The sequence below is a fragment of the Bythopirellula polymerisocia genome, assembly GCF_007860015.1.
Taxonomy (GTDB): domain Bacteria; phylum Planctomycetota; class Planctomycetia; order Pirellulales; family Lacipirellulaceae; genus Bythopirellula; species Bythopirellula polymerisocia.
Genome location: NZ_SJPS01000001.1, coordinates 469,380 through 483,206 on the forward strand (window position 1 = coordinate 469,380; position 13,827 = coordinate 483,206).

General features: G+C 51.5%; 13 protein-coding genes. 8 read left to right on the forward strand and 5 right to left on the reverse strand.

Annotated elements, in window-relative coordinates:
• Window positions 1-115: 115 nt before the first annotated feature.
• Entirely contained in the window at window positions 116-1,369 is a 1,254-nt protein-coding gene (locus Pla144_RS01925) for a tyrosine-type recombinase/integrase (RefSeq protein ID WP_146447629.1), read from the forward strand.
• A gap of 549 nt (window positions 1,370-1,918) precedes the next feature.
• Here Pla144_RS01925 and Pla144_RS01930 read toward each other — a convergent pair.
• Window positions 1,919-2,137 (reverse strand): hypothetical protein, encoded by a 219-nt coding sequence (locus Pla144_RS01930; protein WP_146447630.1) that lies wholly within the window; start codon window positions 2,135-2,137, stop codon window positions 1,919-1,921.
• Between the two features lie 341 nt (window positions 2,138-2,478).
• Here Pla144_RS01930 and Pla144_RS01935 point away from each other — a divergent pair, with 341 nt between their 5' ends.
• The gene (locus tag Pla144_RS01935) at window positions 2,479-3,357 is read left to right on the forward strand and encodes a leucine-rich repeat domain-containing protein (RefSeq protein ID WP_146447631.1); all 879 of its coding nucleotides are present in this window, start codon (window positions 2,479-2,481) and stop codon (window positions 3,355-3,357) included.
• Window positions 3,358-3,715: 358 nt separating this feature from the next.
• Here the strand turns inward: Pla144_RS01935 and Pla144_RS01940 are convergent, their stop codons facing one another.
• Complete coding sequence (locus Pla144_RS01940) at window positions 3,716-4,351, reverse strand: SOS response-associated peptidase (protein ID WP_146447632.1); 636 nt, start codon at window positions 4,349-4,351, stop codon at window positions 3,716-3,718.
• 538 nt (window positions 4,352-4,889) lie between these two features.
• Window positions 4,890-6,089, reverse strand: coding sequence for a S1/P1 nuclease (locus tag Pla144_RS01945; RefSeq protein WP_146447633.1), 1,200 nt, complete (start codon window positions 6,087-6,089; stop codon window positions 4,890-4,892).
• Window positions 6,090-6,199: 110 nt separating this feature from the next.
• Here Pla144_RS01945 and Pla144_RS01950 point away from each other — a divergent pair, with 110 nt between their 5' ends.
• Window positions 6,200-7,609 (forward strand): helicase associated domain-containing protein, encoded by a 1,410-nt coding sequence (locus Pla144_RS01950; RefSeq protein WP_146447634.1) that lies wholly within the window; start codon window positions 6,200-6,202, stop codon window positions 7,607-7,609.
• Window positions 7,610-7,852: 243 nt separating this feature from the next.
• On the forward strand, window positions 7,853-8,509 hold the full coding sequence (locus Pla144_RS01955; RefSeq protein WP_146447635.1) for a PEP-CTERM sorting domain-containing protein: 657 nt from the start codon (window positions 7,853-7,855) through the stop codon (window positions 8,507-8,509).
• Here Pla144_RS01955 and Pla144_RS24395 read toward each other — a convergent pair.
• Together Pla144_RS24395 and Pla144_RS01960 are read right to left on the reverse strand one after the other, a co-directional pair.
• Window positions 8,499-8,666: a hypothetical protein gene (locus Pla144_RS24395; protein ID WP_197530321.1), complete on the reverse strand. Its 168-nt coding sequence runs from the start codon at window positions 8,664-8,666 to the stop codon at window positions 8,499-8,501. The two genes, Pla144_RS01955 and Pla144_RS24395, sit on opposite strands and share 11 nt — an antisense overlap.
• Window positions 8,667-8,761: 95 nt before the next feature.
• Window positions 8,762-9,103: a hypothetical protein gene (locus Pla144_RS01960; RefSeq protein ID WP_146447636.1), complete on the reverse strand. Its 342-nt coding sequence runs from the start codon at window positions 9,101-9,103 to the stop codon at window positions 8,762-8,764.
• A gap of 233 nt (window positions 9,104-9,336) precedes the next feature.
• Here Pla144_RS01960 and Pla144_RS01965 point away from each other — a divergent pair, with 233 nt between their 5' ends.
• The 4 genes from Pla144_RS01965 (at window position 9,337) to Pla144_RS01980 (ending at window position 13,592) form a co-directional block, all read left to right on the forward strand.
• On the forward strand, window positions 9,337-9,570 hold the full coding sequence (locus tag Pla144_RS01965) for a hypothetical protein (protein WP_146447637.1): 234 nt from the start codon (window positions 9,337-9,339) through the stop codon (window positions 9,568-9,570).
• A gap of 349 nt (window positions 9,571-9,919) precedes the next feature.
• Window positions 9,920-10,423, forward strand: a complete 504-nt coding sequence (locus Pla144_RS01970; RefSeq protein WP_146447638.1) for a hypothetical protein — start codon at window positions 9,920-9,922, stop codon at window positions 10,421-10,423.
• Between the two features lie 254 nt (window positions 10,424-10,677).
• Window positions 10,678-12,252, forward strand: a complete 1,575-nt coding sequence (locus tag Pla144_RS01975; RefSeq protein ID WP_146447639.1) for a type I restriction-modification system subunit M — start codon at window positions 10,678-10,680, stop codon at window positions 12,250-12,252.
• Complete coding sequence (locus Pla144_RS01980; protein ID WP_146447640.1) at window positions 12,249-13,592, forward strand: restriction endonuclease subunit S; 1,344 nt, start codon at window positions 12,249-12,251, stop codon at window positions 13,590-13,592. The genes Pla144_RS01975 and Pla144_RS01980 overlap by 4 nt, the downstream gene beginning before the upstream one ends.
• The last annotated feature ends 235 nt before the right edge of the window (window positions 13,593-13,827 follow it).

Below are 13,827 nucleotides of genomic sequence, written 5' to 3' on the forward strand. Positions count from 1 at the left end.
ACTCCCGCCGAAATAAGAGTTTCTGTTACCTGTCGACGTTCGACAGTGCGGCGTTTCCCAAGCTTCAAAAACGGTACATACCGTTTTTGGAAAAACAGCAAAGGAGACCCGTACCATGCCGTGGTCGAACAATCATCTTCCTAAGTACCGCAAGCATCGTTCTAGCGGTCAAGCCGTCGTAACTCTCAATGGTCGCGATCACTATCTGGGTCCTCACGGCACCAAAGCCAGTAAGCGAGAATATGACCGACTAATCGGGGAATGGCTGCAGAATCATCGGAACCCGCTTTTCAGCCCTTCCGATGGTATTACGATTGTCGAGTTGTGTGCTCGGTACTGGCAGCACGCCAAAGGATATTATGTGAAAGATGGTAGGTGCACTGGAGAAAACCCAAGCATCCGAATTGCGTTACGGTTCCTGAGGGAATGGTATGGAAAGACCCAAGCGGCTGATTTTGGTCCTTTGGCTCTTAAGACGCTTAGGCAGCGGATGATCGACGAAAACCAGTCTCGGAACTATGTCAATTCTCAGATTGGCCGCATCAAGCGAATGTTCAAGTGGGCCGTGGCTGAGGAGCTAATTCCCCCTGCCGTTTCACAGGGATTGGCTGCCTTGCCAGGACTTCGTCAGGGTCGATCCGGAGCAAGGGAGTCCGACCCCGTAAAGCCTGTGGAACACGACATAGTCGAGACAACGCTCCCCTTCTTGACGACCATTGTGTCTGACATGGTGCGTATCCAACGTATCACGGGCATGAGGCCGGCTGAAGTCTGCCTAATAAGGCCATGCGACATTGACCGGACTGGTGACGTATGGCTTTACCGCCCAAGTTCCCACAAGACCGAGCATCATGGGCTACAGAGAATTGTTTTCCTCGGTCCCCAAGCTCAAGAGCTAATGCTCCGCTATTTGGCCCGGGGATCGGAGGAGTATTGCTTCCGACCAATTGATAGTGAGAAAAAGCGATTAGCCAAACTACATGAGATTCGAGTTACCCCACTGAGTTGTGGCAATAGTCCAGGCTCTAATCGCAAGAAGAAACCCAAGAAAACCCCCGGGGATCGTTACATCACTAACAGCTACCGCCGGGCGATCCACTATGCCTGCGACAAGGCATTTCCCCACCCAGAGCTTGGTTCCATAGTCCGTAAGGACATGCCCTCTTCCCAGATAGCCGAGCTGAAGAAGTGGCAGTCGGACCACCGCTGGTCACCGAATCAGCTCCGCCATGCTGCAGCCACAGAGATCAGGCGGGAATTCGGACTGGAGGCAGCCCAGATCATCCTTGGTCACAGAGCGGCAGACGTCACCCAGGTCTACGCCGAGCGGGACCTAGCCAAGGGCTGGGAAGTCGCCCGCAAGAGATGATAGTCAGTGCAAGTACCCCGGCCAGTGGCACCCACCCACTGGCCGGGGCTTTCTTTGATCAGTGCATCTGAATGCGATGAAATGCAATTGATTGCAATACCCTATTACTCTTAGAGATGATTGACCACTTAGCGATTAGAGTCCAGGGCCTGCCTAAGGCCTCTCAGTTCACGTGTAACGCTCGTGGATCACATGCCATGGTAAATCTACTGCTTCGACATGCGATGTGTTAGAGGGCTTGTAGGCGATTGCTAGTTGGCGGCTCAACCAAATGAAGTCTGAGGTGAAAAGGACAGCCCATCTAAACTCAGTCAGCTCGAAATGGCTGAAAGACACCGTGTGGCTCAGGGGGCCCCATCGCCTTGGTTTTTTTACCATCCGCCCCCCCAGCAACGGTTTGAAGTACCTAGTTACCCACTGCAAAACCGCGAGTCCTATTTTCGGTGTTAAGATAGGTTAGATTAGTGCCAAAAGCAAAATGGGTTCTCCAACAGCTTCAGGCTCTGATTCACGACGTGGGTAATGGCGGTCCTGTTGGAAAACTTCCTTTCAGGTCGCCCCCAATTCGTTAGGCAAGTCGGTGCCGAGGTCCCTGTGCATGTCGCGTTCAATGTCGGCAAGGTAGCCTGCAAATAACTGTTCGGGTTCGTTGTTACCTGGCAACATGCCAATAACGGAAACCGCGTCCCCATCGAATAGGATTTCCTTGTGCGGATCGCAGTCGTAACGCCTGGCCAGGTAGGCCCGCATCTCTTTCGATAGTGGCATAGTGATTCCTTTCGAGATAAGCACAAGGCCCGCTAATGCTGTCCATGGCATTTCGCTCCCGGGGTGAGATAGCCAAGATGCATGTACGCAAGTACCCTGCAAGCCCTTGGTTGCTGTCTGCCGCCATCTTGTGTTCCGAGGGTCAATGGTGGGCCCAAGTGGCTTGCTGGCGTTAGTGGGTAGCTACGGCCAAGTTCCGGGGTTTGGCACGCCGCCGCGTCATAGAAGTTGGGAGATTTCCCTGTTTTGCCAGCTTGCTTGGTAAAGGTACAATCAACCATCATTGGAGATTTGACTTACCTCCACTACCAAGAATCGCTCCCTTAAAAGGAATCGAAAGCATGGAAGAATCCATTTCCGAAAAAGCGGTCAAGCCACCGTCACATTGGTTTAGATTCCGAATCACCACATTACTGTTCTTGACTGCGATCTTCGCGATTTGGCTTGCCGTACAGGCTAAACGTGAGAATGATGAGCGACGCGGTACCGCAGCGATTCGTGACGCTGGAGGCTCGGTCAAATTCGACTACCAGTTTTCTGAAGACGGGAAGCTAATCACAAACGCCATTCCACCAACCACCGAAGTCCTCAGAAAGGCGGTTGGAGATGAGTACTTTACTAGTGTAGTCGAAGCACAAGCTAATACTCAGAGGTTCGGGGACGAAGAAGTTGCCCAGTTGGAAGGCCTCAAGGAATTGACGTCTCTTCGGCTATTTGAAACAGACATTACCGACCAAGGCATACAAAGTATTGGGAAGTTGAATCGTCTAGAAATCGTTGACGTGAGAAACGACGACGTCACGGACTCTGGCCTTGCCATTCTCGGAAGGCTCACAAATCTTAAGAAACTGCTACTAGACGGAACTAAGGTTACAGATGGGGGCCTTCTTCATATTAAGAATCTTCACAACTTAGAGATTCTTTTCCTCAGCGGTACTTCGGTAACAGATGCTGGCCTCGAACATCTCAGTGGATTACGACATCTCAAAGAGCTGCATCTGGCAGGTACGCAAATCACCGACGAAGGACTTGTACACATAAAGGACCTGCCGGAGCTAAGTGAACTATTACTCAGTAATACGGGAATTACCGACGCTGCTATCGCACATCTTCAAGACCTCAAAGCCCTTCGTTTTATCTCCTTGGTTGGAACGGAGGTGAGCGAAGCAGGCGTTTTAGAGCTGAAAATGCAGTTACCAAATACTCAGATCAACCGGTAGCCTGCGATGAAGTACTAGCGTCGGTTTCATCATCTACGCAGTTTCGCACCACCCGCCTAAGTTCCGAGGCTTTATCGTCCGCCGCTAGAAACAGACACAACTGGAGTTCCTCAGAATGACCCCCTAACGCCAGCAAACCACTTGTGCCAACGCTTTACCCGCCCACATAATAGCCACATGCCCCCCAGCACCCTCCTAACCTTCAGCTTCGTAGTCGGGATTATCTTGATCCTTAGAGGTATCTGGCTCAACCGCGATCTAGGCGGCAAATGGGGGGATATGCCGTGGCGATACAAGCTAACGGCCAAGATTGTGTTCTTCTTGGGGGTTGCTGTTCTTATCCTAGGGAATGTCGTTGCTAGATTTTTTCGCTGACACGAACTAGAAAAGTCCCATCGACCGAAGGTTGTAGCAGCTCCGCGAGCGGTTCACGCTCCACAATCTCCGGATCCAACCAAGTCGCTAGGGCGTTCTCTTCGGTCAGTACCACCGGCATCCTAGGATGCCCCACCGACTGGACTTCCGCGTTGGGCATCGTGGTAACTATGGTGCAACTCTGGATGGTCTCCTCGTCGCCCTGCCAGTGTTCCCACAACCCAGCAAAGACAAACGGCTCATTGCCTGATAAGTGAAAGTAGTGTCCCTTCTCCATGAACTCTGTGCCGGGGATCAGACAGCGGCGACTCTTGAACGCTGCCCGGAAAGTTGGTTTCGAGTCGATGGTCTCCCCCCGGGCGTTGAAGCACTTTCGCTGAAAGGCTTTGCGAGAGGTGCTCTTGCCGGACGGCTTCCACCAAAACGGCAACAGCCCCCACTCCATCGGCACCATCTCACGCTCGCCTGAATCGTCCAGGCGAATCACGGGAACCTGGCTGAGCGGGTAGAAGTCGCCAAAAGGTAACGGCAGCTGATCGTCGGCAATGGTGGCCTTGAACTGCTTGGCTAGCTGGCGGGCTTCGTTCAAGAGGCGGAAGTGATGGCACATAGCTGGCATTCTCACCGCGAATCATGCGTCTCGCAAGAATCTGTCGCACAGACTAGCCCTCAATGCCAGCAATACGTTGTGTCGACTCTTTACCCCTCCAACACAAGATAGCGACAGGCTGCTTCCCCCAGAGCTGTATTATGAAATGCAGAAAAAGTCGGGGTCTTTCCCGAACGTCCCTCCGCTACAGAATGGACACAAGTGGCCGTCCAATAAAAACGTATCTACAATTTTGCTTTCCTTGCATTTTGGACACTTTTGAATCGGATGTTCTGAGTCCACCATAAACTCTTCCCCACAGTTCAGGCAGAGGTGTGGGGAATCATTGCCGATGCAACGGTCAAGCCGTTCATGGTCAGGATGGTAGGCGTATTCCTTCTCTCCGGCGTCATTAATGTAATAGGGGTTGCCATCCGACCACGCCTCGATGGCATGACCGCATGTGTCGCATTTAAATCTAACCGCTTCGGCCATAAAAGCTTCTCTCAACAGAATCAATCAACCATTGTCTAATCATTTATCCGAATGCTCTATGATAGCCCAGCTGTCAACCGCCACAGATCCCACAAGGCTTCCCCTCGTTGGGGGAACACAGCCTGCCGTGCTTGGTGTTCTCAAAGTTCTTGCAATCGCTGTTGTGCCGAACGTTGGTATTTATGTTGAGCCAATGCGTGAGAGCTGCTGCCTTGGGTGGTTGGTGGGTTGACCTGGAGCGTGAAACGGCTGGCTCGAAACCATCACCAAAGTCATATTCTGAGGAATCCGACTTAGCATCAGTCTTGGTGTTTAGACTAGGACCTGTGAGACCCTCCCGCCAAACTTCCGCCAAGCGGACCCCTGCCTCGGCGGCACGGTGTTGTGACAAGTTGCCAGCCTGTTGCAGGTAAGTCTCGGAAAAGTCGATAGGCAAGAACGGCTCAAGCGGCGACTTCATCATAGCCTTGATTGGCCCAAGCACCTCCGGGGTGTAAGCATATTCCCTGGAGGCTTCTCGGCTTTCCTCCAACCAAGTCAGGGGGTCAAGGGTTCTCTCCCTGGCGAGTACATCCTTGCCGAGAGCTTCATAGTCGGGCTTGCTGCTGATCCACTTGACCCGGCGGTTCATTGTTCCTTCGTCAAACCCCTCGCCCAAGAAAGCATCCCACAACGCGTGCATGTTGTTCTTCTGTTTGCACGGTATTGAGTTGGCCCCACGATCACCATCAGGAAACAGACGTTCGGCGTACAGGCTTCCTGCATGACACGGCTGGTGTGCATCGCCAACCAGATGGGCCAGCCAACAAAGAGCAATGGCACGATCTGAGGATGGGGAAGTGGTGTCTGCCATCACCTTCCTACATAGTTCTACAGCTTGGGCAATGTAAAGCTTCTGTGTCTTGAGCGTGGCAGCCTGGGGCAACGGCCCTGGAGTCTCGGGCACATTCACGTAGAAACCAAGCTTAAGTGTGGCTCCTAATTGGTAGTGCCACGTTGGTCGGTTGTACTTGGGTTGGCTGCGGGCGATGTCTGGCCAGTAGCCTGCCGTGCCAACTCGGAAGCGATCAATGTCGCGTACCTTGGGCGGGGGCGTGAAGTCTTCCTGGTAACGAGGGTGAGCAGTGAGCATTTCGAGCAGTTGCTTCTGCTCGTCGGGATTGAGTTGGTCGAACGCCAACAGGGCAACTAGGTGATGGCCTGATTCCGACCAAGCATGGGAATAGTTGGCTTGAGAGATGAGAATCAAAAAAATTGCTATGCGATAAATCATGCCTAAATTACACTATGTAGTTGGTGTAAATGCTAGTGGGTTTTCGCGGAAGAAAGCATATCACATGAATCTCGTAACTGACAAAAGTGGCTTAGAGGAGAGAGTTTGAAGTGAGCTGGGAAGAAATGTTCGCTGAACTCAAGAAATACAAGGCTAAGCACGGTGACTGCGATGTGCCACACAATTGGTCGGGCAATCCGAAACTTGGCCCTTGGGTTAGTCAGCAGCGGCACACACACAAGACAGATAAACTCAGCAAAGAGCGTACCTCTCGGCTTGAGAAGATTGGATTCGTATGGAATCCTTTAGCCGCCAAGTGGGAATCGATGTTCCTTGAACTCCAGAAGTACAAAGCCAAGCATGGCCACTGTAACGTGCCATCCCAGTGGTCCGGTAGATCGAATCTTGGCCTTTGGGTAAGGGGGCTGCGGCACGCATACAAGAAAGATTTGCTCAGCAAAGAACGCATTTCACGACTTGAGAAGCTTGGGTTCTTGTGGAATCCTTTGGCCGCCAAGTGGGAAGAGATGTTTGTTGAACTCAGGAAGTATAAGTCCAAGCATGGTAATTGTAATGTGCCGAACAAGTTTGAGGGCAATCCGCGACTTGGCGAGTGGGTTAGTACCCAGCGAGCTGAATACCAAAAAGATAATCTCAGTAAAGGTCGTATCTCTCGATTGAATTCTCTCGGCTTCGCTTGGGATAGTCACGAAGCAGCTTGGGAAGAAATGTTCCAGGCACTCAAGAAATATAAGGCCAAGCATGGTGATTGCCTTGTGCCCTGGCGGTGGAGCGACAACGAAAAACTTGCCGGTTGGGTTGCCTCCCAACGAAGAGCACTCAAGCAAGGGAGGCTGAGCAAAGACCGAATTGCGAAACTTGATTCGATAGGTTTCGTCTGGGAAATAAAGCCAACTCCATGGGAAGAGATGTTCCAAGCACTTTGTGATTATAAGGCGAAACATGGAGATACACTTGTACCTCTGGAATGGAAAGAAAATCCACAGCTAGCTTTGTGGATTAGAACGCAACGAAAGTCGTACAGCAAAGGCCAACTGAGTAAATCCCGCCTTCAACGGCTGGAGAAAATTGGCTTTGTGTGGTCACTCATCTCAAACGCTTGGGACGAAATGTTCGCATCGCTTAAAGATTTCAAGGCGAAGCACGGGGATTGTCGTGTACCGAACGATTGGAACGAAAATCCGCAACTCGCAATATGGATTAAAAATCAACGCCGCAAGTATAGCGAAGGCCTGCTGAGCAAGACCCGTATCAAGCGACTTGAAAAACTAGGCTTTGAGTTTAATCTCTGGGAAGCGTCTTGGGAAAAGATGTTCAACCAGCTGAAGGCATATAAGAAAAAGCATGGTGACTGCGACGTGCCTCAAAGGTGGACCGAGAACCCTGAACTTGGCGTTTGGGTTAGCAATCAACGAACCAGGAAAAGACAGAAGTTGCTAAGCAAAGAACGAATAGCTCGCCTGAATAAGATCGGGTTCTCTTGGAAAGTTGAGTCGTAGATCGGCTCCCCTTCTCGCAGGAATCCGTATCAGAGAATTATAAGGCGGAAAATACCACAGAGAGATCGTACGATCTGAGGGCCTGCTTTTCTGTATGGGTCAGAATACCTACCGGACCTGCAAACGCTCGTTTGACGCGATCCTGGGGGGGGCTTGGTGACAAACTAGCTTGTCGCTTTGAGCTTAAGTAGAATTAGGGCCAAACATCTACGTTTCCGGAACCCCAACACGAAAGGTACGATAATGAGAAACACTATCTTGGCAACTGCAATCGTCCTAATTACATCTAGCCCAACATTAGCTACCCTCTACCGTGGCTCGTTCGACACCTTTTGGAAACTAGGAGCGTTCGAGGACTATCCAGCGGTCGCCATGATTGAGGCGACTAGCGACGGGGTAAATTTCAAAATTGACTCGATGACGGTCCAATTTACTGCCATGATTCCTGCAAGGCCCGCATTTGGTTCAGGATCGCTCAATCCGATTGCCGTCAGTATCAATATGTTTACAGATAGTCAGCCCTTAAGCTTTATTCCAGCTTCTGACGTTGCTACGATCAACCCTCTCCAATTCGGATGGGACGTTCAATATGCCGGTATATATCGTGAAGGTATTAGCTTTGAAGCTGTAGGAGTCAACTCTCAGGCACCAGTAGGAACTCGATCAACAAATACTTTGTTTGACTTTGGACTACCTGGTGAGATTGAAGTGATTTTCGACTCGTTTGTAGACTGGTCTTTGCCTCTGCTTGAAACTCCAATCGGCATCACTTTCACCGGATTGTCCAAGCCTACCGAACCAGTAAAGCTAGCGGCAATTCCCGAACCCGCCTCGGCAGTTCTGGCACTACTGGGCATCTCTTTGTTTGGATGTTGGCGGAGATTGGGCCTCACGATGTAGCAGTGTCAACGGCTACAAGAAACACCCGCACCACGATATTCCCAACCAACACGACCACGAAGCCGCCAAAGTATGTGATGAAGGCGGCTGTCTTGTATCGGTAGGGCAGGTCTCCCCAGTTGCCACCCTGGACGCGGTTGAGGACAATCCCAGCCAAGAAGCATCAGCACGCCGATGGTGAAGATGGCGATGAGTAGGGTGTTGTGGTGAGTCATGGATGTGGTGACTGCCAGTCTTAATGTTGTCTCCACCTTAGTCCCAATTAAGCACTGCTTCGCCTTTGGTCATCGTTTGACCGCATTTAGGACACGGTCCTGGAAATATCCATCGTCGCACACGATGATTCCGGTTCGAGCGATCCCTGTCTGCATAATAGCTTGACTCATAAGACGCAGGTCCGGGACAAACCAACTCCCCATCAGACAATCCCGTTGATTCGTCCCAAGGTTTCTCCGAAGTGACCACGTCGAATAGCTCGCCACAGTCTTGGCAGGAGATCGTCGTCGTGCAAGACACCATGCCGACATCGTCGCCACCAGAGACCACGGCCTCATAATTGCAGTTTTCGCAAATGAATTGGTAATTGATGCCCACGGTTCTAGTCTCTATTACTGTGTAGCAGACAAGAGCTGCTTCAGACGGCAGCAAACGCTAATCCTATCGGCAGACTTATCGGGATGCTAGAAGTCTGGAACTGGGAAATAGGTCAAATGCTCTCGCCGATTCCTGAAAATGCATGGAGGAGGGACTGCTAGGCGAGACATGGTATTGCTACACTTAACTACATGTTGTTTTTCGCAGCCACTTTTGAAGCGGAGGACTGGAAGATGTTCAAGAAGCTAATCGTACTTGTCTTTTTGGTGGGATTTGCAAGCGAGTGCTACGCATGGCCAGCTTACACCTATCGTACGGATAGGGTGACACCTGCTTACCTGTACGGCTATGGAGGGAACTACGGGTATGGGTACTATGGTGGGTGCAACCATTACCACTACCAAGTCCCTGCAGTAGTTCCCTACTACGGTGGTGCAATTGGCTGGGACTGGCAGCCGATACGATAGGACGTTTCTGGTGCGGGGCGAAGCTAGTTTGAATATTGATGAATACTTCTTCAATTAGTTGTTGACTTTCCTTATGCCAACTCTTCGTTGCAAGAACTGTGGAAGTGAGATTTCTCCGACTGCGTTTGCTTGCGAGAAATGCGGATGGATTGATTCTGAACAGGCCTCGCCTCCAGCCAAAATTCGGATCAGGTGCCCAGCCTGCAGGAACGAGCTGGCCGTTTCTTTGAAGTACATTGGCAAATCTGGCAAATGCCCGGTTTGCAAGACTACCATCACGATCCAGCCTTGTCCCGATCTGAACCAGACGCAGACATCGCCACTTGGCAATCTTGCCCTGGCGATCATCATGGCAGCTAAGGATTGCTTCAGTCAAATGACCCCCTACATTGATATTCCCGATAAGGAAGCGAAGAAGGAGGCAGAAGTACTTGTTTTCTTTGAGTTCGTCTACTTTTTCATGCATTTGACAAACAGGTCAGCGGTTTCTCATCTGACAGAACATCAGATTGAGAAGTTACATGATTACCTCGGACCATTCATCTCATCGACCGCGGTAGACTCTTTCTGTGCCCACTGGCCAAAAGAGTTGAAGGAGGGGATGATAAAGGATTTCTACAAGAAATTGAACGATGCAGAGTTGGAATACTCCACTTGTAATGAGCTATTCTCGGAAGAGAACCCCCTGACGGGAGATTCTCTCTTCTCGAAGCTTGCACGGAATGTTGCCGATCTATCTGATAATTCCATGAATCCACTCGTGCTGACATTAGTCATTGGATCTGGAGTAGTGGTTTTAAAAGGGCTTGGGCTTGATGCACTCGTCAAGAACACCAGCCGGTTTCTTCAGTGAAATATGCGATTACCTGACAAAGTCTGATGCAGACGCGGCAAAGAACCACTGTATAAGAAAAGCAAGCGACTCCAAGTTGATAACCTCCAGCCCAAGCGGTCGACGCCCCGGTCTTGCTGCTCCAGCTACCACGGATAATAGGGAGCATACGCCGACTTTTCGGCTGCTTGCGTCATTTGCCACTGCTACACTTTCCGACCGCCAGTGAGTAAAGTAGGAGGTTTCAGTTCTCAATACCTTCCCTTGGGACACGCATGGCCAACAACAACTCCGATACTGAACGACGACTGTGGGATGCTGCCGATGAGTTTCGGGCGAACTCCAACTTGCGGTCGTCCGAATACTCGACGCCCGTGCTGGGGCTGATCTTCCTGAGGTACGCAGACCACCGCTTTGTCCAGGCCGAGAAGGAACTAGAGGGCAAAGGCTCAGGTCGCCGGGCCATTGGCAAAGAGGACTACCAGGCCAAGGGGGTGATGTACCTGCCGCCGACCGCTCGCTTCTCTCACCTGCTGTCGTTGCCGGAGGGGGAGAACATCGGCAAGGCGATCAACGAGGCGATGAAGGCGGTGGAGGCCGAGAACGAAGATCTCAAGGGGGTCCTGCCCAAGACCTACACCAAGATCGAGAACTCGATCCTGGTTTCCCTGCTGAAGAACTTCTCTCAGATTGGCGTGGATGCCGAGGGGGACGCCTTTGGCAAAATCTATGAATACTTCCTTGGCAACTTCGCCCGCAGCGAGGGGCAGAAGGGGGGCGAGTTCTTCACCCCCACGTCGTTGGTCAAGTTGATCGTCGAGATCATCGAACCGTACCACGGACGCATCTATGACCCTGCTTGTGGCTCGGGCGGTATGTTTGTTCAGAGTGCAGGTTTTATCAAGGCCCACCAGCAGAAGCCGTCTGTGGAGATTTCGTGCTACGGCCAGGAGCGTGTCGAGGGTACCCGGCAGTTGGCACTCATGAACTTGGCCGTCCATTCCTTATCGGGTGACATCCGCTTGGGCAACAGCTACTACGAAGACCTGCACGAATGTGTCGGCAAGTTCGACTTCGTGATGGCCAATCCGCCGTTCAACGTGGACAAAGTGGACAAAGAGAAGATTAAGGACGATCCCCGCTTTCCGCTGGGGATGCCACGGGCGGACAACGCCAACTACCTCTGGATCGAACTATTCCACAGTTCGCTCAATAGCAAGGGGCGGTCGGGCTTCGTCATGGCCAACTCGGCAGCGGACGCCCGCCAGTCAGAGATGGAGATTCGTAAGAAGCTGCTACAAAAGCACGCGGTCGATGTGATGGTCGCCATCGGGCCGAACTTCTTCTACACGGTCACGCTCCCCTGCACGCTGTGGTTCCTGGATAACGGCAAGTCCCAGACCGACCGCCAGGACAAGGTGCTGTTCATCGACGCTCGGCATACGTTCCGGCAGGTGGACCGGGCCCACCGCAAGTTCAGCCCCAAGCAGATCGAGTATCTGGCCAACATCGTGCGGCTGTACCGGGGGGAGCAGCCGGAGTTTATTGCTGGTGACGACGACGAGATCCCTGGCGACGAACCTGACCTGAAGGAGACCTTCCCAAAGCTGAAGTACACGGACGTGGCGGGACTCTGCAAGGTTGCCACGCTGGAGGAGATCGAGGCCCAGGGATGGAGTCTGAACCCAGGTCGCTATGTTGGCGTGGCAGATCGTGAGGAAGACGACTTTGTGTTTGCCGAACGGCTGGAGGAACTCAACGAAGAGTTGGAGGTTCTGAACTCAGAAGCCAGCGAACTGGAAGAACGGATTGCGAACAACGTCGCCAAGTTGTTGGAGGCGGCGTTGTGAGTAGCGAAACGTTTCAGGAATACAAAATTCGCGATTTGGGATCGTTCAGAAACGGAGTGAATTTCAAGAAAGATCAGAAAGGCGTGGAGTCGTCGGATTCATTCGCTTTGATCAATGTGAAAGACATCTTTTCAGGTGGAAGGTATCTTGACTTTGAAAGCATGGATTCTGTCGCATTGCCCGACCTCAAAAACATCGATAGGTACCTGGTTCAAAAGGGAGATCTGTTTTTTGTCCGTTCATCTGTAAAACGAGATGGCATCGCCCTTGTAAGTATGGCCCAGACAGCACAAACACAGGCAGTTCATTGTGGTTTCGTCATTCGTTTTCGACTTGAAAGTGAGATCGCTGACCGGCTGTTTTTGGTTTACCTATTGCGAGACGCACATTACCGAGAAGAATTAAAGAATCTTTCGGGTGGTGCTGCGATCACGAACATCTCCCAAGATGGACTCGGAAACCTTTCTGTTTTTCTTCCTCCTCTCCCCACCCAACGCAAGATAGCCTCGATCCTCTCGGCCTACGACGACCTGATTGAGAACAACACCCGCCGGATTGCCATTCTGGAAGAGATGGCCCAGGCGATTTACCGGGAATGGTTCGTCCACTTCCGCTTCCCCGGCCACGAAAAAGTCAAGCTCGTGGAGTCACCGCTGGGGAAGATTCCTGTTGGGTGGGAGGTAATCGAAATAAGTAAATACTGTGACATTCGCTCCAGCAAACGAGTCTTTGCAAAAGACTATTGCGAATCTGGCGTACCGTTTTATCGAGGTAAGGAGATTATCGAGAAGCAGCAAGGGGCGATTGACGTGTCCAACACTCTATTCATATCGGAGGAGAAGTTCGCGGAACTCTGTTCCAAGCTCGGTGCTCCGCAGCCCGGCGACCTATTGCTGACTTCCGTAGGCACGCTCGGCGTTCCGTACGTTGTGCGACCCGGAGAGCGATTTTACTTCAAGGACGGAAACCTCACATGGTTCCGCGACTATACCGGAATAAATGCTTCATTCCTTTACTGTTGGTTGCTTTCTCCAGCAGGTAAGGCGGAACTTGCAAAGGCGACTATTGGATCGTCACAACAAGCGTTTACCATCGTCTTGTTGAAAAGCATGCAGATAGCGTGTCCGCCGATTGACTCCGCCCAACACACGCCAACATTACTTGACCAATTCCAAGACGTTGTCGGCCCATTACTCAGTAGTGCATTCAATTTAGCAAAAAAAAACAACAACCTCCGCACCGCCCGTGACCTGCTGCTCCCCAAGCTGATCTCCGGGCAGTTGGACGTAGAAGACCTTGACATCGAATCCGTGGAACCCCATACGGAGATGGTAGCATGAAGCTACTAGCAATAGCGTTTGCAGTTTTAGGGTTGGTAATTGTGAATCATGCACAAAAAACATCCTATGAACTTTCAGTGGAATTAATTCATAAGGGAAGTGGTGTAGAATATTATGATACTCGTCCATTGAACCAGGGAGCGAACTGGGATCGGCGAAACCCAGAGACGAATTGGGAACGAAAGAATCGGCTCAATGATCGCCTTAGTGCATTCGGGGGATTCTGTATAATAGT